18 protein-coding genes are annotated in these 22,000 nt (G+C 53.2%); 4 read left to right on the forward strand and 14 right to left on the reverse strand.

Annotated features, from left to right (window positions below; translation table 11 throughout):
• The first annotated feature begins 32 nt into the window (after window positions 1–32).
• Entirely contained in the window at window positions 33–890 is an 858-nt protein-coding gene (locus tag ACFE8Q_RS19780) for a neutral zinc metallopeptidase (protein WP_375447166.1), read from the forward strand.
• A gap of 115 nt (window positions 891–1,005) precedes the next feature.
• On the opposite strand, the gene lpdA is transcribed toward ACFE8Q_RS19780, so the two are convergent.
• The 7 genes from lpdA to ACFE8Q_RS19815 form a co-directional block, all read right to left on the reverse strand.
• Window positions 1,006–2,409: a dihydrolipoyl dehydrogenase gene (gene lpdA, locus ACFE8Q_RS19785; protein WP_375447167.1), complete on the reverse strand. Its 1,404-nt coding sequence runs from the start codon at window positions 2,407–2,409 to the stop codon at window positions 1,006–1,008.
• 12 nt (window positions 2,410–2,421) lie between these two features.
• Window positions 2,422–2,883: a hypothetical protein gene (locus tag ACFE8Q_RS19790; protein WP_375447168.1), complete on the reverse strand. Its 462-nt coding sequence runs from the start codon at window positions 2,881–2,883 to the stop codon at window positions 2,422–2,424.
• Window positions 2,880–3,884 (reverse strand): ATP/GTP-binding protein, encoded by a 1,005-nt coding sequence (locus ACFE8Q_RS19795; RefSeq protein ID WP_375447169.1) that lies wholly within the window; start codon window positions 3,882–3,884, stop codon window positions 2,880–2,882. Before ACFE8Q_RS19795 ends, ACFE8Q_RS19790 begins: the two co-directional genes overlap by 4 nt.
• 12 nt (window positions 3,885–3,896) lie before the next feature.
• Window positions 3,897–4,103, reverse strand: a complete 207-nt coding sequence (locus ACFE8Q_RS19800; protein WP_375447170.1) for a hypothetical protein — start codon at window positions 4,101–4,103, stop codon at window positions 3,897–3,899.
• Window positions 4,096–4,326 carry a DUF4177 domain-containing protein gene (locus ACFE8Q_RS19805; RefSeq protein WP_370721182.1) on the reverse strand — a complete coding sequence of 77 codons (231 nt, stop codon included), beginning with the start codon at window positions 4,324–4,326 and terminating at the stop codon, window positions 4,096–4,098. The genes ACFE8Q_RS19800 and ACFE8Q_RS19805 overlap by 8 nt, the downstream gene beginning before the upstream one ends.
• 108 nt (window positions 4,327–4,434) lie before the next feature.
• The gene (odhB, locus tag ACFE8Q_RS19810) at window positions 4,435–6,066 is read right to left on the reverse strand and encodes a 2-oxoglutarate dehydrogenase complex dihydrolipoyllysine-residue succinyltransferase (protein WP_375447171.1); all 1,632 of its coding nucleotides are present in this window, start codon (window positions 6,064–6,066) and stop codon (window positions 4,435–4,437) included.
• A gap of 111 nt (window positions 6,067–6,177) precedes the next feature.
• Complete coding sequence (locus ACFE8Q_RS19815; RefSeq protein WP_375447172.1) at window positions 6,178–8,955, reverse strand: 2-oxoglutarate dehydrogenase E1 component; 2,778 nt, start codon at window positions 8,953–8,955, stop codon at window positions 6,178–6,180.
• 327 nt (window positions 8,956–9,282) lie between these two features.
• On the opposite strand from ACFE8Q_RS19815, the gene ACFE8Q_RS19820 reads away from it, so the two are divergent.
• The 3 genes from ACFE8Q_RS19820 to ACFE8Q_RS19830 all read left to right on the forward strand — a co-directional run bounded on the left by ACFE8Q_RS19820 (window position 9,283) and on the right by ACFE8Q_RS19830 (window position 11,390).
• The gene (locus ACFE8Q_RS19820) at window positions 9,283–9,615 is read left to right on the forward strand and encodes a PKD domain-containing protein (protein WP_375447173.1); all 333 of its coding nucleotides are present in this window, start codon (window positions 9,283–9,285) and stop codon (window positions 9,613–9,615) included.
• A gap of 69 nt (window positions 9,616–9,684) precedes the next feature.
• Entirely contained in the window at window positions 9,685–10,518 is an 834-nt protein-coding gene (locus ACFE8Q_RS19825; RefSeq protein ID WP_375447174.1) for a hypothetical protein, read from the forward strand.
• Between the two features lie 8 nt (window positions 10,519–10,526).
• On the forward strand, window positions 10,527–11,390 hold the full coding sequence (locus ACFE8Q_RS19830) for a hypothetical protein (RefSeq protein ID WP_375447175.1): 864 nt from the start codon (window positions 10,527–10,529) through the stop codon (window positions 11,388–11,390).
• Window positions 11,391–11,505: 115 nt separating this feature from the next.
• On the opposite strand, the gene ACFE8Q_RS19835 is transcribed toward ACFE8Q_RS19830, so the two are convergent.
• From ACFE8Q_RS19835 to ACFE8Q_RS19865, 7 genes are all read right to left on the reverse strand, one after another.
• The gene (locus ACFE8Q_RS19835; protein WP_375447176.1) at window positions 11,506–12,792 is read right to left on the reverse strand and encodes a WG repeat-containing protein; all 1,287 of its coding nucleotides are present in this window, start codon (window positions 12,790–12,792) and stop codon (window positions 11,506–11,508) included.
• 57 nt (window positions 12,793–12,849) lie between these two features.
• Window positions 12,850–13,938: a glycoside hydrolase family 130 protein gene (locus ACFE8Q_RS19840; RefSeq protein ID WP_375447177.1), complete on the reverse strand. Its 1,089-nt coding sequence runs from the start codon at window positions 13,936–13,938 to the stop codon at window positions 12,850–12,852.
• Window positions 13,939–14,030: 92 nt separating this feature from the next.
• On the reverse strand, window positions 14,031–15,542 hold the full coding sequence (locus ACFE8Q_RS19845) for a hypothetical protein (RefSeq protein ID WP_375447178.1): 1,512 nt from the start codon (window positions 15,540–15,542) through the stop codon (window positions 14,031–14,033).
• Between the two features lie 80 nt (window positions 15,543–15,622).
• A complete protein-coding gene (locus ACFE8Q_RS19850) occupies window positions 15,623–16,003 on the reverse strand; it encodes an endonuclease domain-containing protein (protein ID WP_375447179.1) in 381 nt (126 codons plus the stop codon).
• 146 nt (window positions 16,004–16,149) lie between these two features.
• Window positions 16,150–19,863: a hypothetical protein gene (locus tag ACFE8Q_RS19855; RefSeq protein WP_375447180.1), complete on the reverse strand. Its 3,714-nt coding sequence runs from the start codon at window positions 19,861–19,863 to the stop codon at window positions 16,150–16,152.
• Between the two features lie 163 nt (window positions 19,864–20,026).
• On the reverse strand, window positions 20,027–21,520 hold the full coding sequence (locus ACFE8Q_RS19860; RefSeq protein ID WP_375447181.1) for a hypothetical protein: 1,494 nt from the start codon (window positions 21,518–21,520) through the stop codon (window positions 20,027–20,029).
• Window positions 21,521–21,616: 96 nt separating this feature from the next.
• Window positions 21,617–21,991: a hypothetical protein gene (locus ACFE8Q_RS19865; RefSeq protein WP_375447182.1), complete on the reverse strand. Its 375-nt coding sequence runs from the start codon at window positions 21,989–21,991 to the stop codon at window positions 21,617–21,619.
• Window positions 21,992–22,000: the final 9 nt, after the last annotated feature.

Here is a 22,000-nt window from a genome sequence, read left to right on the forward strand (position 1 = left end):
CAACTGTACCCAATTTTAACAATTCGATACATATGCGCTGGTTAGGTGGACGCGAAAGCGATAACGTAGAAGACCGTCGGGGTGGCGGCGGAGGAGGCATGGTCGTTGGCGGTGGCATTGGCACCGTGGTCATTGCCCTCGTCATTTACTTACTCGGTGGCGACCCATCGCAAATTCTCAACAGTAGTGGCAGTGAGCAGGCTACCTCGCAGCAGGCACCATCGGGTCCCCAGCCCGACGATGAAGCAGCCCTATTTTCCCGCCGCGTATTGACATACACTGAAGACATCTGGACGGACGTGATGACGAAGGAAGGACAACAGTATCGTAAGCCTGTACTTGTTCTCTTTCGGGGCCAGACTGAATCGGGCTGTGGCACGGCATCGGCCGCTTCGGGGCCCTTCTACTGCCCCGGCGACAAAAAGTTGTATATCGATCTGTCGTTTTATGATGAGTTGAAGCAGCGTTTCAATGCACCAGGCGATTTTGCGATGGCCTATGTCATTGCCCACGAAATTGGCCACAGTATTCAGGACCAATGGGGAATTCTGGACAAGGTGCACCAGGCCCAGGAACGAATGAGCGAAGCCGATGCGAACCGCCTATCAGTTCGGCTGGAGCTACAGGCCGACTTTCTCGCGGGCGTCTGGGCACATTACGCTCAGCAAAAGAACGTTCTTGACCCAGGCGATGTGGAAGAAGCCCTGAATGCGGCCAGTGCTATCGGCGACGATAATATTCAGAAAGCTAACCAGGGGTACGTTACTCCTGAAGGCTTTACACACGGAACGGCTGCCCAACGCGCTTACTGGTTCAAGAAAGGATTTCAAACCGGCGATATGAATCAGGGCGACACCTTCAACAGTAAAGAAGACGCGAGGTTGCAATAGAAGAGAATTCAAAGGCTAAGGGTCCAAAGTTCAAAGTCGCGCTGCACCGCCACAATAGGGTTGGTTAGCAACGCGACTTTGAACTTTGGACCCTTAGCCTTTGAACTTAACAAGCCTACATATTAATCGCCCGGTTGTCTGTTGCGGCAAGGCAGGCTTCTTTGAAGGCTTCCGTATAGGTCGGGTGTGCGTGTGACATCCGGCTCACATCTTCGGCAGACGCCCGGAACTCCATCGCCACAACGGCTTCGCCAACAATATCAGCGGCGCGCGGACCGATGATGTGTACGCCCAGGATTTCGTCGGTCTCTTTATGCGCCAGCACCTTCACCAACCCGTCGACGTCCATCGACGCACGGGCACGGCCCAGCGCTTTGAACGGGAACGTACCCAGCTTATACGGAATGCCTTTCTCTTTTACTTCTTCTTCCGTGTAGCCCACCGCCGCAACTTCGGGCCAGGTATAGACCACGTTCGGAATGAGGCGATAATGGATATGCGGTTTCTGACCGGCAATGGTTTCAGCAATGAACACGCCTTCTTCTTCCGCTTTATGCGCCAGCATAGCCCCCCGGATCACATCGCCCAGAGCATAGATATGCGGCACGCTGGTGCGAAGATGTTCATCCACCTCAATCTTACCGCGCTGATCGGCGGCCAACCCGGCGGCTTCCAGATTTAAGCCATCCGTATACGGCTTACGGCCAACAGACACCAGGCAGTAATCGCCTGTCAGCGTCATCGGCTCCCCATTCGGCTTATCGATACTGACAACGACCTCGTTGCCGGTGTTCTCCACTTTCGTGACTTTGTGCTTGAAGTAAAAGTCGGCACCCAGCTTTTTCACAGCCTTCTGCAACTCCTTACCCATCGTCTTGTCCATTGTCGGAATCATCGAGTCGGCAAATTCGATGAACGATACCTTGGCACCAAGCCGAGCATAAACCGAACCCAGTTCGGCACCAATCACACCAGCGCCAATGATGATCAGATGCTTGGGAATCTCAGGTAGTTTCAGGGCCTCCGTGCTGGTAATGACCCGCTGCTTATCGAGCGGCATCGACGGAAACGACATTGGCTTCGACCCCGTGGCGATCACGATGTTTTTACCCGTAATCGTTTCGTCGGCGCTACCGTCGGTTTTGGCAATCTTCACCGTATTGGCATCCACGAACGAGCCAACACCGTAAAACGTGTCGATCTTATTTTTCTTCATCAGATACACGATACCCTTCGTCGTTTGGTCAACAACGTCCTGTTTACGGGCGATCATCTGCGGCAGGTCTACCGCCAGGTGATCCAGCTTGATACCGTGCTCGGCGAAGGTATGGCTGGCGTTAAAATAATGCTCCGACGAGTCGAGCAGCGCTTTTGAGGGAATACAGCCTACATTGAGGCAGGTTCCGCCCAGCGTAGGGTATTTTTCGATGATGGCTGTTTTCAGCCCTAATTGTGCGCACCGGATTGCACCCGTATAGCCGCCCGGCCCCGAGCCGATGACGATAACGTCGTATTGCATATGTATTGTGTATTAGCTATTCAGTAAGCGTTGTATGCGCAAAATTGGTTCGCAGTTTACGGCGTGCAAGTGATCGATCAACTCGTTGAATTGCTTTAACCGACTGGTCACAAGCTGATGCAGGCGTTCAGGCTTATCAGGCAAACCGAACAGCTTTATATCGACTTGTTGCCGCGCACAAGCCGTTAAAATCCATTCCTCTAGTCTGGGACGTATAACAATTACGTGGTGCGACCGATTATCGTCTTTTAGTAAACGAATTCCGTGTCTGTTTTCCACTTCTATTAGTTGCTTCAGGTACGTTGGCTGTGGCGATGCAGGATCTTCATCGATCATACCAATAGCACCTTGCTCTTTCTCCAGTTTGTTGCAAACCCGGCCTTTATCATTATGGTGATTGACTACTTTGCGTGGAAACCCTAATGCTCTGACCAACACTTCATCGGGCTTACATTCCAGATGAATTTGCTTCATACTTCAGGAAGAAAACGCTCTAGGTTATAAAAAACATCAGGCCCTTGATCAAGTATTTCATCAAGCTGTTCATCGGCAAGTTGATATAACTTAGTCTGATAGTTATTCATGTAAACAATATTTACCGACATATCAGCGATAAGCGTTTTTTCAACCATCGATGCAATCAAGTAAGGATTATGCGTGGCGATAAAGAATTGATTGCCCGCTGTATCTAAAGCAATCCGCTCGGCCAGTTGCTTTGTGTAATAAGGAAATGTATTGGCTTCAGGCTCCTCAAAAAGTAGCACAGCATTCTGGTTACTTTCGATAGCTGCAAAATAAAATATAATGCGCTGAAGTGTATCGGAGAATAGGCGATATGGGTACGTATACAAAACACCATCCTGCTCTTTTATCATGTTTATTTCGCCGCGTGATGGATCAAGGTTCAACTTGTACCCTTTATCCTGTAGCATTGAAGAAACAAACTCCCTGAGCGCCGAATGATAGATTAACTGTTCAGCTAAATTTTCCCCATATGGGGCTTTTAACGTAGATGAATAATCGTCTTCAGTAGCGGTAACAGCCTCATATCGTTTAAAATGGTAAGGCTTATATTTCTCTGAATCTACTACGAAATAAGTGAACTCAAAAAGCAAACCCTTTTTATCGAGAAGCTTTCCACTAGGCTGAATGACGAGCTCATCTTTTGCCGATGAACCCGGCCCCGAGCGCATTATATAAATTTCTCTGCTTTTCGACTCGATCGCAAGGCAATGCTCATCAATACAAACGGCAATATTGTTTTTTATATCGTTGTCTAAAAACAAATTGGCAAGCCGGTCGAACCGCACTACAGATGACAGATTTTTCGTTGAATCCAGGCTTAATAAAGATAACGCTTCTATTATATTCGATTTGCCTGCGTTGGGTTCACCGATAAACAGATTAACCCGCTTTGCATCAAATTTCAAATCACGAATCGATTTGAAATTAGTTATTGAAACGGTCTTTACCATAGCTAATTCACTTTATAAAACGTCTTCCTTCGGTCGCTTGAACACGACTACGATAATGGATGTGGCGGCTCCACTGTCGAACAGGCCAATACTTTTCGATTCTATGGACTCCATACCGACCATCTCCCAGCCTGACTCACCGAACTCGTTTAGCTTTTGATGAAATTCAGTCAGTTCACTAATCCGCAAATCGAAGGAGAGATATTCCCACTTAGTCATTGCTGTAGAATCGTTTGAAGAAGTAGAGCAGTTCAATACCGACCGAACTATTGCCAAGCTGAACGCAACTGACCAGTTCCCAGTCCTGTTCGCCCTGCTCATTTAGAATATCTTCCACTACTTCGGAAGGAATCATCGGGCTTTCGGCAGCATCGTCGTTGCGAAACATCGACTGTGACTGCGCCATCACCTTCGTTTTCAGTGTTTTATATTCCCAGGGCATAAGTAAGAAAAAAGAGTTTACTGTTTATAGTTTGCCGTTTACGGTTGCTTCGCCACTTAGCAGAGAAACAATAAACGGCAAACTGTAGACAGTAAACTCCCCTTTTGTTTAGACTTCCAGTAAAATTCGGGTTGGGTCTTCCAGGAGTTGCTTTACGCGCACCAGGAAGCTAACCGACTCTTTTCCGTCAATGATCCGGTGATCGTAGCTTAGGGCCACGTACATGATCGGACGAATGACAATTTCACCATTTACTACTACCGGCCGCTCAACGATGTTGTGCATACCCAGAATAGCGGATTGTGGTGCATTGATAATCGGGGTCGACAGCATAGAACCGAACGTTCCCCCGTTGGTGATCGTGAATGTACCGCCCTGCATCTGTTCGATCGTCAGTTTGTTATCGCGGGCCAGACCCGCCAGCCGGACGATCTCTTTCTCGATCTGCGAGAAGCTCATCTGCTCGGCATTCCGAATCACCGGTACCACCAGACCCCGCTCCGACGATACTGCAATCGAAATGTCGCAGTAATCATTGAATACAATCTGGTCTCCGTCAATCATCGCGTTCACCGCCGGAAACTCCCGCAAGGCCATACAGATGGCTTTGGTGAAGAACGACATGAAGCCAAGGCCAACCGCGTGCTTGTCTTTGAACTTGTCTTTGTATTTGCCTCGCAGATCCATAATCGGCTTCATGTCTACCTCGTTGAAGGTCGTGAGCATGGCCGTTTCATTTTTCACCGCAACCAGACGACGGGCAATCGTTTTCCGCAACGACGTCATCTTCTCACGACGTTGCGTACGTGCGCCGGGAGTTGGGGCCTGCGGTGCGGGGGTTGGGGCGGCTTGTGGCTTTGCAGAAGCAGGGGCTGGTGTGGCAGGAGCCGGTGCGGCCTGTGGTGCAGGAGTTGGGCTGGCCTTCATCGCATCTTCTTTCGTAATACGGCCTTCTACGCCTGTACCCTGAACCTGCGAGGCTTCAACGCCTTTTTCAGCCAGAATTTTGGCTGCTGCTGGTGAGGGGAAATTAGCTGCATAGCTAGCCGATCCGTTAGCACTTCCGTTTTGAGCGGCAGGCGCAGTAGCAGCAGGCTGTGGAGCAGGTGCCGACGTACCTGACGCCGCGCCAACTTCGATGCGGGCGATGGTAGCACCGATGGCCAGCGTATCACCAGCCTGAGCCACAATGCGCAACGTACCTGCGGCTTCGGCGGGTAGTTCAAACGTGGCCTTGTCGGACTCCAGTTCACAGAGCGTCTCGTCCATCTTCACCGTGTCGCCATCCTGCTTATTCCAGGCGGCAATGGTCACCTCAGTGATCGACTCACCAACCGATGGAATCTTCACCTCGATGGTGCTGGCCGACGCGGTTGTCGAAGGAGCAGCGGCTGGCTCAGCAATTGGCTGAACGGCTGGCGTGGGTTCGGGCGCAGGCGCTTTGGGCGCTTCGGCAGGCTGTTGCGCCGGAGCTGGAGCGGCCGGAGCAGCACCCGTCGAGGCACCTACCGCGTAGATGGTGCAAATGGTCGCTCCGATTGGAAGCACATCACCGGCCTGCGCCATAATGTGGAGCGTGCCTTCTGCTTCGGCAGGCAATTCAAATGAGGCCTTGTCGGAATCGAGTGTGCAGAGCACTTCGTCGAGTTTCACCACATCGCCTTCTTTTTTCAACCATTCTCCCACCGTCACTTCGGTGATGGATTCACCCACAGCGGGGACTTTTACTTCGATAGCCATTTTCTCAGTTTGAAAAAGTCTCCTGTCTTCTGTTTTCTGTTGCACTGCTAATTCGAGAATCGTGAATTAGCAGTGCAACAGAAAACAGAAGACAGAAGACAGAAAACTCCTTTATTCAAATGCTTTCTGAACCAGTGCAGCCTGCTCCTGCGTGTGGAGTTTGGCAAAACCAGTTGCAGGCGATGAAGCCGACTCACGACCAACGTACCTGAGCGACTGAGCGCCCGTGAAGCGCTCACGGAACCGACGCAGCATGAATGAGAAACAACCCATATTCTCGGGCTCTTCCTGTACCCACACAATCTCCGGCTTTTTATACTTCGACAGTTCGGCATCAAGCTGTTTCAGCGGCAATGGATACAACTGCTCCATCCGAACAATTGCTACATCGTCGCGTTTATCAGCCTGTTGCTTCTCAAGCAGGTCGTAATACACCTTACCCGTGCAAAGTAACACACGCTTCACCTTTTTCGGGTCGGCAAATGAATCACCGATCACCTCGCGGAACGTACCTGAGGCCAGTTCATCAAGCGACGAGATGGCCTGCGGATGACGCAGCAACGATTTAGGCGACATGATCACCAGCGGCTTGCGGAATTCCCAGGCCAACTGCCGACGCATAGCGTGGAAAATATTGGCTGGCGTAGTGATGTTAGCCACTACAATATTGTTTTCTGCACACAATTGCAGGAACCGTTCCGGGCGAGCATTCGAGTGCTCAGGCCCCTGCCCTTCGTAGCCATGCGGCAACAGCATAACGAGGCTGTTCTGAATACCCCATTTCGATTCGCCCGCCGTGACGAACTGGTCGATAATGACCTGCGCCCCATTGGCAAAATCACCAAACTGAGCTTCCCAGATCACCAGCGCGTGCGGAGCAGCCATGGCATAGCCGTATTCAAAGCCCAGTACACCAAACTCAGAGAGGTGCGAATTATAGATCTGAATCGGTAATTGACCTTCCTGAATATTGTTCAGTGGGGTGTAGAGCTGGTTGTTGGTCGAATCATGCAATACAGCATGCCGGTGCGAGAACGTACCCCGCTGCACATCCTGACCGCTCAGGCGAACCACTTTATTTTCAAGCAGAATAGACCCGTAGGCCATTTGCTCGGCCACCGACCAGTTCACCATCCGCGAGTCGAACACCATCTTCTTGCGGTCGGCCAGTAGTTTTTCGATCTGTTTCAGCGGCTTGAATCCTGCCGGAATGGTTGAAAGTGCCTGCCCAATTTTCTCCAGCGTTTCGATCGGCACGCCCGTTTGAGGCGACTGATCGAAATCGGCGGGTTCGGCGTAGCGTAGTTCGGCCCATTGCTGGTCGAGGCGAAGCGGCTTATAAGGCAGGCCGGGTTTCTGCTTCACCTGATCGAGGCGATCCTGAAGCATCTGCTTGAACTCAGCGTCCATGCTGGCGGCAAGGGCAGCATCTACATCGCCACGCTCAATCAGCAGCTTGCTGTACATCTCGCGGGGATTGTTATGCTTCTCGATCACCGAGTACATGGTTGGCTGCGTAAATTTCGGCTCATCCGATTCGTTATGGCCGTAGCGACGGTAGCACACCATGTCGATGAACACGTCGCGCTTGAACATCTCGCGGAACTCAACGGCCAGTTTGGCGCAGAAAATCACCGCCTCCGGATCATCTCCATTGACGTGAAAAATCGGCGCGTCGATGATCTTGGCTACGTCTGAGCAGTAGATCGATGAACGGGCATCGTCAAAATCGGTGGTGAAACCAACCTGATTATTGATCACAAAGTGCAACGTACCCCCGGTTTGGTACCCAGCCAGTTTGGCCATTTGCGTCACTTCGTATACCACGCCCTGCCCGGCCACGGCGGCGTCGCCATGAATCAGGATAGGCATAATTTTGGCGAAGTCACCTTTGTATTCTTCGTCGGCCTGCGCCCGCACAAAGCCTTCAACCACGGGGTTTACCGCTTCGAGGTGCGACGGGTTTGGTGCCAGCTTTACGCTGATTTCTTTGCCGCTTGGCGTCTTGGTGAGGCTGGTGTAGCCAAGGTGGTATTTTACGTCACCATCGCCGTGCACCTGCGTGGGTACGCTGCCTTCAAACCCGTCGAAGATCGCTTCATACGATTTACCCAAAATGTTGGTCAGCACGTTCAGGCGACCCCGGTGAGCCATGCCGATCATCACTTCCTCAACGCCCATATCAGCCGCGCGGGTGATGATGGCATCCAGCGCGGCAATGGTTGTTTCACCGCCTTCCAGCGAAAACCGTTTCTGGCCTAAATACTTGGTATGCAGGAAGTTCTCAAAGATCGACGCTTCGTTGAGCTTCTCCAGAATCCGCTTTTTCTCGTCGGGCGTGGGGCTAAAAGTGAGCGCCTCTTTCTCAATTTTGTTCCGCAGCCAGTTCTTTACGTCGATTTCGCGGATGTACATATACTCGAAGCCAATACGACCCGCGTAGATGGTTTCCAGCGACTGCATGATTTTGCGGAGCGTGGCGGCGCCAATACCCAGCAAATTGCCCGACTCGAACACGGTGTCAAGATCGGCTTCCGACAAGGCGTAATCGGCCAGGCCCAGGCGTGGATTACGATCTTTACGTGGACCGATCGGGTTGGTTTTGGCCAGCAGGTGGCCCCTCGACCGGTAGGCCTTGATAAGGCTGGCTACCGATACTTCTTTCTCACTATGTTTGGCGTCAACGGGAACCGTTTGAGCCGTTCCATTGGCGGTGGCTCCGTTTCCATTGGCCGACTCTCCGTGTTCGCCGTAGGCAAGCGAAAAGTCAAATCCTTTAAAAAACTGCTGCCAACTGGTATCTACCGACGCGGGGTCTTGCTTATACGACTGATATAACTGGTCGATATAAGCCGCATCAGAGTTGGCTACATATGAATACTGATCCATGATTGGTTTCAACGCACTGTTTGGCCGACAAAGGTAAGGTAAACCCTACGAACCGGGGTGAAAACTTCCTGATTTTATCCTATTTAGCAATTCACTGATCAACTAACGCACTAACTAACTTATTGGTTATCCAGTTGCTGTCAATAATCCCGCCATAACGAGGTAAAGAAGCGCAAAACGCGCACAGTATAACACGCTAATCATGGCGTAATAGTTGTGGAAACTAGCAAAGATCTTTGTTAACCCAACGGTGAAGCCAGAAGATTGCGTACTGACCAACTGGATTCTGCGTTATTAATGTACTTTGCCGTGTATCCTTCTATTTGTATGAAAACCACTTTCCTGCTCTTGCTATCGGTTTTGCTGTTAAGTTGCGAACCGTTTAATCTGGAGCGAATAAATTTTAGCACGTGCTCTAACCCATCGGCCAGTGTTGGGGCAACCATCACTAAACTTCAGGCTAACTTCTTTGTTGACAAATCGACCGGCGATATTAATACCGTTAGCTGGACATTCGGCGACGGGCGTGGTCTGCCGCAAACGGGCGCTCAGGTATCATATACCTACGACCGGCCGGGCAGCTATACGGTGACCATGTCGCTAACCAACCGGTGTAACCAGACCTTTACGGCAACCCGAACCATTACCGTAGCCAACTAGCCGGTATAGTCAGAAAGACCACCTATTGACAACCCAAGTCCACGACCACTTAATGACCGCGTAAGCGAAATGACAGTTCCTCTACGATCTCTCTTCCTCTTCTTCGTTTTATTCACCCTTTCACGCGCCGGCATCGCGCAGGGTCGGGTCAGTAACGTTCGGATGCGGGCCATCGACCAGCAATCGATCGAGGTATTCTATGATCTTCGGAATAGTACGCCCACCGACTCAATTTATGTGAGGCTTCAACGACGCGATGGCAAACTGGTGGCGCCTGACCTGAAGAGTGTCAGTGGCGATCTGGGTACCAACCGTGTGGATGGCCGCGACCGGCGGATCGTGTGGAACCTACGCCGCAATGGGTTGCTGCTTAAAGAAGAAGTGCGCGCCGTAGTCCTGCTCAAGCAGGGCGGCCTGCTCAATCAGGCTCCGGCCGACGAAATGGCCCCGGCCCTGCCCGACTCAGCCGCATTGGCCTCTGAAAGACCCTACCGCGGCCCCGCCTGGACGTTGTTGTCGTTGCTGGCTCCGGGCGTAGGCAATATATTTGTGCAAACGCCCAAACCTCGCGTGGGCCTGCGGCCTCTGGTGACCGTGGCGGCGTATGGTTTGTTGATCTACGGAGCCGGGCAGCAGGGCGAAGCCGCACAAGCCTACACCGACTACGCCAGCGCAGGCAATGAACCCGCCGCTGAGCCGTTTTACCAGAAAGCCAACGCAGCCCACCAGCGGTATTACATAGCTACCCGTGCGGCAGCAGCGATCTGGGTGACCGACCTCACACTGACGTTTATCCGGGGCCTCCGCAACCAGCGCGACGAGAAACGCAGTGTTCAGCCTCTTTCGTATCACCTGAACTACCAGGCCAACACCCCCGTAGCCGTGTTTCGGTACATATTCTAACCCATACCATGCGTTATTTTTTCGTTTATCTCTGTCTCTTACTACCAGCCTTCTGCGTTTGTCAAACGCAGAAACCAACCGTCGTATCGTCGGCCAGTGACTGGACGACGCTGACCATTACGGCCACAGATACGATAGCGACTACCAGTGCTAAAACAAAATCGGCGAGAACAGCGAAGCCCAAATCGGCTACAATAACCACCACAGCCAGCAAAACCAGCGTAGCGTCGACGGATGTAAAAGCAACCTCAAAGAAGCCAGCCTCAACAATTCCAACCCGCTCGACAAACCCAACCAAAACGGCGACGCGTACCTTTCTGGAAACGTTTGCCGACAATCGTAATGGCTGGCTGACGGGCAAACGCAATGGGTTCGATCTGGAAATAGCCAAAGACAGCTATTATGTCCGTAAACAGAAAGAAACTACCAGCCGCCCCGGCCGAAGCTACATCAAGCTCCCTGACGAGTTTAACCTGAACAAAGCCGACACCTTTACAGTCAGCGTAGAAATGGTTATTCCGCCCAACGTTGAGGCAGATGGCGGGCTGCTGATCGGCGTGAAAGACACCAGCAACTACTGCCAGTTCCGGCTGATCGGCACCTCGAAGGTGGCGCTCTATACGCGGGTTAATGGCGTGGCTCAGGCCAGCTACATGATGGGTAAACCAACGTCGGCCAAGGTGGCCATCTCCCCCACGCGCAACACCCTCACGATTCGTCGCACGGGTGAGCAACTCCATTTTTACATCAACGGCAATGAGGTCGAAGACAGCCCGCACCCTTACCGGCCGTTTAAAGGCACCGGAATTGGCTTCATCAATTTTGCCGAAGCCGTCAAGTTTCAATACCTGACTATTCAGTTAGGGAAGTGAACCCAAGTCGTACACGGCACCAGCCTTGTAGTAAGATGACAATACGATTGGCTCAGGAAATCATCGTTTAAAAGCTGACTTTCCCCTGACTACACGGCTGGTGCCGTGTACGACTTTACTCCCTGATCCGGTCACCGTTTCGGTCCAGGTCGTAGCTGTTGCCATTGATTGTGACACGGGCACGGCCTTCTTTGTAGACGTCTATTTTGTCGTAAACCGGCAAAATCATCCACCTGCCTTTGCGCCATAGTCCCCATTGACCATCTTTTTTCGCCGGGCGTTCACCATATTGCCCCACCTCATCGAGCATGACCTCGTAGGGTTCGTCACGCGGTGAGGCGGGTGCGGTAGCCGTTGCTTCAATGTCGTTATTCCGGGTTACTTCCTGCTGCGGTTTCGTCCGTTTCTTTCGCTTCGGCTTAGTACTCTTACGCGGCTCCTCGTCATTCGTGCGCTGAACCTGTTCTGCCGGAACCGGTTCTTCGGTTTTCGACGAGCCATTACTTTTCACCAGCACGATCACAAAGCCAATCAGGCCACCGGCGATGAGCAGGGCCACCAGAAAATCGCGCCAGCCAGAAGATGACTTCGTAGCTACTACTGGCGGCAACGTACCCAGCGCCGGACTGGCACTTGCCTGAACCGGTATTGGCGTCGGGGATACGTTGGTGGGTTGGCCTGCCCGGTCCCACCAGACCAGATGCCGCCAGTCGGTCGAGGTCAGCTTTTCGCGTAGTGTGCTGCCCTGCGGCTCCTTTTCCGACGCGTAGAAATTAGCGGTCAGGTAAGCCAGTACCGCATCGGCAAGTGCTTTTTCATCGTAATTGATCGCCCGAAACAAGGCCCTGATGGCGGGAGCCGGAATATGTTCTTTATAATCGTCCAGAATATCGCAGACTTTCTGCTGCATCGTCTCCGCCGTCTCCATCAACGTACCTGCCTGCCCAGTGCCCGACACCGGCGAAGCCAACGTACCTGCACCCATCAGATCAGTAGTTGTAGCGGCAGTCGACGTACCTGATGAACCCGAACCGACTGGTGATTCGGTCGTTGGCGCGTCGGGAAGCTGAGCAACCAGGCGCGGCACCCACTGCTCGGTCACGAAGGCGCGCGAAAGGCCCAGGCGTTCGGCATCCAGCGCAAAACCGCCAATCTGCACATCCGACAGCTTTTTCTGATTGTCGGTAGCCACCTTCCGAATCTGCGCCTGTAAATCGAGGATCTTGCCAAACTGGGCATTCAGTGGTCGGCTTACATCATCGACCAGCCGCAGAAAGTCGGGAATGCCAAGCTCGGCCGCTTCCGCAGGTAGCCCTGTCCGGGTCCACTGCCAGTCGGCCACATTGCCTTCGTGCAGGACAAATTCATTCTTGATCCGTTCGCGGAGTTCGTCCAGCGTCATTGACTTCGTCGACGTTTGTCGTTTAAACTGCTAAGTTAACGGGTAGCGTTGAACTGTTCAGTGGGGGGCGGTGGCAACGCCAATCTTCGAGTCGGCGGTGCCATAATACAGAAACCAACGGCCCTTAAACGGCACCATACCCTCCAGAAAAACGACCTGATTTACCTGTCCCTGCGTTTCGTAGGGTTGATCTGGTTTAATAAAATACGAGGCCGACCGATCAAGAAGCTTCGCAGGATTTTGCTTGTCGAAAAGAAGCTGACCACCAGCATACGCGTCTTCAGGCAGGGCGGGGTCGCCTTGTTTGTTGTTCATCCCATTATAGATCAACACAATACCAGCGGGCGTTAACAGCGCAAACGGTCCTGGCTCGATCAGGCGGGCATCATGTTTACCGGGCCTCGATTCGGCTACGGGCAGAAATCCCGATGGAGTGTTACCCGTTTGTGGCGTCCAGTGCAACAGATCGGGCGATGTAGCCATGCGTAAATCAGGCTGGTCGCCCCAGTACATCCAGTACACACCATTGATTTTCTGAGCCACCACCCGGCTGCCCTGTTGCCGACAGACAATAGCACCCGATTTCGACCAGCTATTCCGGTAGGTTTCCTGCCCAAAAGCCAGCCCCTGCTTTTGCCAGTCAACCAGGTCTTTGGAGGTAGCTACGCACAGCCGCGCCTTGTCGCCATCGTAGGTCGTATAGGTCATGACATACACCCCGTTCGGGCTTTCCACCACGCGGGGGTCTTCGCAGCCACCCTCCCACTCATACACCTTCATCGCGTCGTTTTCGGGATAGAACACGGGCGTTGGACGGCGTTTGAAGTGAATACCATCGGTACTAACGGCCAGGCCCAGCCGCGACGTACCGGCAAACTTGCCCACGGTATCCTCGGCTCGATACAGCATATACACCTTCCCGTTCCGTACCACCGTGGCCGGATTGAATACGTCTTTCTCTTCCCAACGCACCGTTGCCTGACGTACCGGGCAAAAGAACGTAGTGCTGGCTTTAGCGTCCAGAATGGGATTAACGGCATTCTGCTTCTGGAATGGCCCGATCATCCACGGTTTTTCAAGCGTCTTCTGGGCTGACAGCCAGGTTGGTAAAGAAAGTAGGAATACTACGAGTAGACGCTTGTTCATAAGGTAGGGTTAGGAGGAAAAGGCTGGTTAGAGTTATGCCCTATCTCCGAGATAGGGCATAACTCTAACCAGCCTCAAGCAAAAGAATTGCGCTAGATGAAGCCAATGCGAGCCTTATCCGTAATCTGCCATTTATCGCCTTGCAACGCCAGTTGGCCGGGGGTAACGGTTTGAATTCGGCTATTGGGTCCACCCGGCTGGTTTTCGTACAAACAGGCATCACTAAGGTAGGAATATGGGTCACTCATGGCCAACTGTTGTGATTCGGGCGATTGGCTCACACGAAAGGTAGCCGTGCCGGGACCCGTCAAGTCAATCTCATAGACCGTGCCGCGTTCAGCCATAGAAAGTAACCCCGCCACACTGAAGCCGTTCCCGAGATCGGCAGTACGGGCAAACAGCCTGGTCGGAGCCGCAGGCGGCGCGGATGGTGGCGGAGGCGTTGCAGCGGCATCACGGCCCCCAAACGTGCCCGGTTGCTCCATTGATCCAGACAACGTACCTGACAAAGGCGGAGCAGGCGGTACAACAGGCGTCGTGCGCAAAGGCGATCCCTGCATCTGGCTGGCCGACGGGCCCACCGGTACATTGGCTGCCGAAGCAGGAGCCGGTACAGACTGAGTTGGAATAACGGGGTTCGCCGGATTTCCATAACCCGTTCGCGGTTGATTACCAGCACCCTGCGCCGGAGAAGGCACCGGACTACGTTCGGCAGGTACGTCGGCCCGACGGGCTGGTTCCGTCTGCGGCATCATACCCCGCTCAACCGGACCACGATCATTCATTGGTTGAGAAGCAACGGGGGGGCGTTCAACAGGTCGGTTGGTGGGGCCAGCAGGACCAGAACCGGCCAGTTTCTTTTCGGTGATCGTCAGGCGGTTGGCCAGTTCTGAAACGGTGCTGCTCAACCGGCTGTTTTCGTCCTGCAACCCAGCCAGGCGGGCATCTTCTTTATCTGATACAGCAGCAGTGCCTCCCCCCTGCCGACGTGTCAGCAGTAAGTAGCCCAGCCCTAGCAGGTTAAGCAAAGACAGCCAGAACGCCCACGTACCCAGCGACATACCCGTTGATGGCGCAGCCGTTCCGGCCGTCTCAACGGGTGCATCACCTTCCTGTAAGGCCGCCTCCTGCTCAGACACCGCTTTGTCGGGATCGGCTCCCCCAGCCAGGGCAGTCATGCGGGTTTGATAGGCACCAAACGAAGCCAGTTTAGTACGATGAACACGTTCGTCACCACTGGTTACCCGCTTCAACACGTACCGACGCAGGCTATCCAACACGGCTCCTTCGCTGGAGAACGCGTCGGCGGCAAACTCGTCATTCAGCATCATACTGTGCTTCTTGATGTCGTTGACCAGCCCGTCGGCTTTTTTCAGGTTATTGGCTTTGATGAATTCCGTGAGATCACCATACGTTGTGCAGCCATCGCAGGCAAGCTTTTTCGCGGCACCGAACGTTTTCTGGTCAGTCGCCAGAAATTCCAGCGTTGCTTTTGCCATGCCGAACGTACCTGCGTCGATACCGGTCGGTGCAGAAGCAGGTGCCGTCTGAGCGTTGGCGGCTACAGTCAGCACACAAAAGAGAAGGGTTAAGGTAGTTTTCATAGTGGTCAAGGAGTTTCACCCCCAACTCCCTGAAGGGGGCTAAAGCGTTGCGAGATGCTGTCGCGAAGTTTTAGCCCCCTTCAGGGGGTTGAGGGTAATTTTGTCAAAAACTGGCTTATTTTAGTGAGCACTTGCTTCATATCCTGTTCGACTTCTTCATTACGAAAGCGAATGACTGTCAACCCGAACTCCTCCAATATATAGGTTCTATTAGCATCATACTCCACCTGGTCTACTGTATCATGCACACTTCCGTCTATCTCGATAATCAGTTTGGCTTGATGGCAATAAAAATCCGCAATGAAATAGTTGACTGGGTGTTGTGCTCTAAAACGATAGCTGGAGAATTGTTCTTTCAATTTTCGTCCAAGCAACATTTCAGCCGGAGTCAACGCGTTCCTTAATTGCTTTGCATTAGCAAAGATGGTTGGCGTTGCTCCAAAAAACATGTCCGCTGGCATATTGAACAACGTTTAATCAGTTGGCTTTACCTTGCCTCGGTTTTACCCCCAACCCGCTAAAGGGGGCTACTGCGTTGCCTTCTGACATCGCGGAGCTTTAGCCCCCTTTAGCGGGTTGGGGGTAAAACCGAGGCAGGGTAACCAGTTCAGGAAGCTATTTGCTTCGATAGTTCATACAACGCGTGCTTGATCGGCAGGAAGAAGTACGTTTCCGATACTGCCTGATTCGGTTCCTGCTCCAGTCCAGTCCGGGCCAGCATGTAGCTGTCATACAACGCACCGCTGCGCGTAACGTCGGGCCCAACCAGGAAAGACAGGTATTGCTCGGGCGTCTGGATGTTGTGCTCGCTGAGGAAATAAGCCACATCACGGTCCGTCAGCGTTTTTTCGAGGAACGTTTTCACGTTGGTCAGCACCGAATCATGGAACGCCCGGTCGCCGCTTACTTCGCCAATTTTTGTCCGGCGGTATTCGAATGGTGCGTTGACGACTTTCGACGTAGGCTGCGCAGGCACTGATCCGTAAGCAGCCTGACCCGGCTGGCCTGGGTACGTTCCCCAACTCGCGACGGGCGCACCGAAACCGGTGGCATCCTGCGTAGGCGATGCTTCGGCGGGTGATGGCAGCGCCTTCTGCTCAACTGGCGAATTGCCCCAGTAGCAGGTTGTTTGGCGGCTGTTGTACTTGTCTTTCTCCATCGCGCTGGCATTCTCGAACAACACCGCTCCGTTGGCCGTCGTCTCCTTCGGGTTTTCGCTGAGCACCACCTCGAAATCAGGCGGTACGGGCAGCGTGGTGTACGCCCGGAACAACATCTTCGTAAACTCGATCAACCGGCGCGACGAACCCAGCATTTTCAGGTATTGACTCCCCCGGCCCGTAAAGGTCAGGTAACGCGGCAGGCCCATCTGGTTCGCCTCGATCAGTTGAACCAGGTGGTAAACGATGGCCGAATAATGCAGGAACAACACAATACGCAACGCGGGCCGACCATCCACAATCGACTGCGTGAACTTGTAGTGCGTATCATTTCGGAACAGCAAACTGACAATATCCTCGGCGCTCAAATCATTGTTGGCCAGGAATGTATCCAGGATCTGATCTTCTGGTGCGGGGGCCTGCGTCAGCGTCCGGCGGTATTGCAGGTAGTTCAGAATGAAGCCGTTATCTTTCAGATGCGATGGATGCCCCTGCTGATTCAGGCCACCGCCCCAAATATCGTACCCCGCAAACCGGAACGAGGTGTTGAGGTACTTATTCTGCTGCTTCATAAACAGCATAATGTCGGCAGTACCACCGCCGATGTCCACGTTTACCGCGTCGGCAAAGGATTTAACGCCTTTGGTGACGAGGAAGAAATGCGGCGCGAGCGATTCAGGAATCGGGTTTGGCCGGAAATACTGCGTGGACTTAAACACCCGACGGAACGCGTTTTCCCACTCGGCCACCAGCTTGTCTTCCGTGTCGGCCTGCATACTGGTTGGGGCTAGCCACGTGATTTTGGTATCGGTGAGGTTGCCCTGATTGAGCAGAATCTTGTTCCGCATCATCAACAGCAACGTCTCGAAGAACGCCCGAACGCGCGGCCGATTCATGGGGTCGCCGGGCTGATTCTCGAACAGCCACTTCAGGTTCGTAACGTACCTGTTTACACCCGTACTGCCCGTTTCGAGGTCAATGTTGAAGCCAAGGTTGATCTTACTGAACAGGTTATCGCCCGAGTCAGCCGATCCCGTTTTTTCGTAGACGGTTGTTCGCAACGGAAACGTAAACGGCGACCCATATTGACCACCGATAATGGCCGGTACAAACTCCCGGCGAACAAACGTGTCGAATTCAGTGAATTGACCCTGCTTCGCGCCCAACCGATACCGGTCATAAGGCGTCTGTGCTTCGTAGCCATCGTAGGGTTTCACAAGCGACACCATTTGCAGTTCGTCGGCATCCAGGTTGACCTTATCGTCACTGATTGTCAGCGTCTTCGGATCGGCGTTACCGAGATTCGTATCCACGTAGGCCACGTGCGTGTTCGACGTACCGAAGTCGATGGCGAAGGTAAACGGCTTGTAGCCCCGCTCGCTGATGATCGTAAATTTCGGAAGCACCAGCCCGCGATACGGCACACCATTTCGCTGAAGCTGAACCTCCATCAGATCAAACGCCTGCGGTACTTTGTAATAATACGAAGCCGCCTGTGTTGGCCCCGACTTGGGGGTACGATGGTCGGGGGCAGGCACCAGCAACGGCTGATTGTTGACCACCTGCGGAAACTGGAAAAACCGTACCGACCGGCCCGCGTGGAAGTTCGCGTCGTCTTTGCTGGCATCCAGCAGCATCACGTTGTACTCGTTCAGTGCCTGTAGCGTCGCGTCGGGTACGGTGATTTTATAGAAGGGGAAACACGCGAGCCCCGCCCGGAACTCGATCATCGTATCGGGGTTGCCGAGGTTATATTCTTTACGGAAGATGACCGTCCGGTTGTTCTTCACCGGAATACTCAGCGCCGCAATGATAATACGGTCCATACCCCGGTCTTCGGTGCGCAGGGTAAGCTGTTTCGCCAGATCTTCCATACGAAAGAAGCTAAAATACTCTTTCCGAACTGGCAACAGAAACTCCATATCGCCCGGTGTACCCGTGAAGAAACGGCCACTGTTGAGCTTGTAGGGCATCTTGATCAGGAAATCCTCCAGGAAATCATCGGTCGTTACAAACGGGTATTTCACGTTGTCGACCCCCGGCAGGAATCGCTCCGACAGCAGGAAACCACCACCCAGATCGCGCTGACGCATAATGACCGTGTTGGTGTTCCAGTTTGTGTTCTTCACGTACCGGCCTGTCATGTCCATCCGGGAGGCCAGCGCCAACGGCTTGCGTACGCCGGTTGCAGCTCCGTTGCTGGTTTCGCGGGTGTAGTAATCCACCGTTGGCACCATCAGGAAATCGGAGTTTTCTTCGATGTCGTTCAGCACATCGTCTTCCCGAACGCGGTAGAGCGGCATACCCGGCAACACCTGCAGTACAGACGTGCTCTCGCCACGTACCTGGATCGGCTCAAAGTTGCTCAGCGTTACACCCGCCGTGACGGGCGGCACCACGGCACTATCGAAGAAAACGCGGTACAGATATTCCTTGAAACCGCCCGCTGGCATCAGGTTATTGTACTGTTCATACCAGCGGCGCAGGTACGTCGTAAACCCTTCGTCGCGGGCGCTCAGCGGCACATAATCATTCTGAAACAGCGTGCGGCCGGTGCTACTCTTCGGCGGATCGATAAACTTATTCTGGCGTTCCTGCTCCCAGTTTGGGGTCGTGAATACCAGCGTCAGCGGCGACGTGCCGCCGAGCAACGCCCCTTTGTAATAAATCAGCGTAGTGGTTTGCACCGCCGCCAGTTCATTCCGAAAATCAAGCTCCAGTGCTTTGGCCAGCACCTGATGCGGATGCCGCGTCAGGCCCGTCGCACCGCCCCCGCCCGTTGCCGACGCGAGTTTGCCCAGCCGTTCGCCCCGGTTCCAGAGCTTATAGGTCAGGTCATCGGAGTTACCCGCCTGAAACAGCAATTCAAGCAAATCGAGGGTGTGCGATACCAGCACGTGGTACATGCTGAGTTCGGCAGGCTGGAGGTTATTTTTCACCATCCTGAACGCCGTATCGAACAGGTATAACCGCGCAAACGGCGACGGAATAGACGTACCTGCCTTTCCCGCCGACCCAGCCGCACCACCCGCGGCGGCCGTCAGCGTATCGGGAATATGTTCAATGCGGTTGCCCGTCAGGCCCGCCGGACTCCCCGTCCAGCCATTATGGTTCTGCTGGCTAACGTTTGGGTCGGTATCAATGCGAAGGATGTGAGGCATTTTTTTAAGTTTACTGTTCAGTATTGCTTCGCGTGCAGTATTACCCCCAACCCCCTGAAGGGGGCTAACGCGCTGCAAGATTCTGTCGCGAAGCTTTTAGCCCCCTTCAGGGGGTTGGGGGTAATACCGCACGTGAAGTAATACTGAACCATTAAACTACTGTTTACGCGTCTGCCAGCTGACGATTCAGCGGACCTAATTTTTCGATACACTTGTCGGCAACTTCCATCAGAAGTTGCATAAAGCGGGCTTCGTTGGTTGGAAAAGCTGCTTTCAGATTGTTTTGCGCTTTGCCCGCTGCTTCCTGCAAAAAGCCTTCACTGATGCCTTTGCTGAAGAAACTCGTTTCGATTCGCTTCGACCGGATAAGGCCATTAAAATCACTTTCCAAATCGAATGGGGCAAAGCTACGGTCATTTACGGCCAGTTCGCGGAGCCACGTTTTATAGGCATTGATGAAGTTATCGAGCGACGTGTAGAACGTACCTGAGCGCAGTGTCTGGGGCAGGTTCAGTTCTTTGGCGAAGGCTTCGCTGAGGTTGTTCGGCACAAAATCGGTGTAAAATTTGGCGGCGTACGTAAAGCGAACCATCGGCTCAAGCAGGTTCTGGTACGTTACATCGCCAAAATGCGCCAGGTCAAGGCTCCGGTCGTTGCGGCGAAGTCCGTATTCGAGGTACCGTTTGTCTGAACTGAACTCACCGGGACCACGACGGGCAAAATCAAGCACGGCTTCGGCCGCCAGCATTTCCACCACGTGGGCATTGTTGGCCTGCTTAGCACCACCTTCCACGTTTGGGTACAGCTTGGCACCCGGCCGGTCGCCGATGTAGTACAGCGCGTCGAGGTCGATCTGGCTCTGGTAGTACGACAGCGCCGCTTTCGTTTTCGACAGAAACCGGTTCTGGTCAATAGCGCTCTGGCTATTTTCTTCCAGCGCAAAATAGGGCATCACCGTTACCGCGCCCTTTTTGGCGTTGCGGATCGGCATTTTCTGGCTGGGATGCTGCAACAGTTTCACCAACTGCGGAAAGCCAGCCGAGCCCGTTCCACCAAAGATCGAGCTAATGACAAAAATCCGGTCGGTCTGATCGTTAAACGCACTGATAAAATACTTATAGACTGGCGAGTCTTCCAGGGCATTGAACACCACACTACCGATATTCGGGTTGCCTTTAAAGCCTACCGACAGGTTCAGCTTCAGTTCGGCGTTGGTCGGTTTGGCCGAGTTATCGTATAGCAGTTTCAGAAATTCACGGTCGATTTCCTCCATGCTGCTCACATTCAGAAACTCCTCGAACGTGCCCTGATGATCGGTCAGTTTCGGCAATACCGAATCACCAATCTGCTGTTGGGCATTCTCGGCTTGCAACGTACCCAGCGGCTGCAACGACGTACCGAAGAATGGACGCTTTGTGCCACCGTTGGTGCCGTTACGATCCTGCGGACCATTGGGGTAACCCGCCGTGCGGAGGCTACGATACAGTTCCACCAGCCGCAGAGCGCGCTCGGTGTCGCCGTTCTGCATATCCATATCCAGCAGAATCGGGATAATCGTCAGATCGCTGGGTACGTTGGCCCCCGAGGCCAGCAACATTGTCAATGACCGCAACACGCGGGCACCCGTACCACCAATACCGAATAAGAAGAGTTTCATAAGAAAATGTTGGTCAGTCTTCTATCCTCTGTTGCGCTGCTAATTCGAGAACTGTGAATTAGCAGCGCAACAGAGGACAGAAGACTGACCAACTGTTTAAAATGGCGTTCTCCTGGCGAAGATGGATGCGTTCTTCAGGGCCAGGGAAAACAGAAAAAACAGGACAGCCGCTAGTAATACATTGACTCCACCGAAACCAGTCATGTACGAGTCGGCATCATCGGCACCGGTGCGGTCTTTGGCATACCAGACGGCATAGGCATAGGCAAAAATCAACGTACCTACGAGCGTAATCGCCCAGTGCAGAACACGGTGAAAAACGGGTTTCCAGCGGCCCAGCGCCACGTAAAAAAGAACAGCCACCACCAGCGCCACAAGCAGCGTCACGGTGCCAACGGGCGTAAATATTTCATCGACGTAGATCGGGTCGTTATTTTGACCAAGGAAGAGTTCGTAGATAGATGTGAACATGGAAGGGAG

The organism is uncultured Fibrella sp. (assembly GCF_964250085.1).
GTDB lineage: Bacteria > Bacteroidota > Bacteroidia > Cytophagales > Spirosomataceae > Fibrella.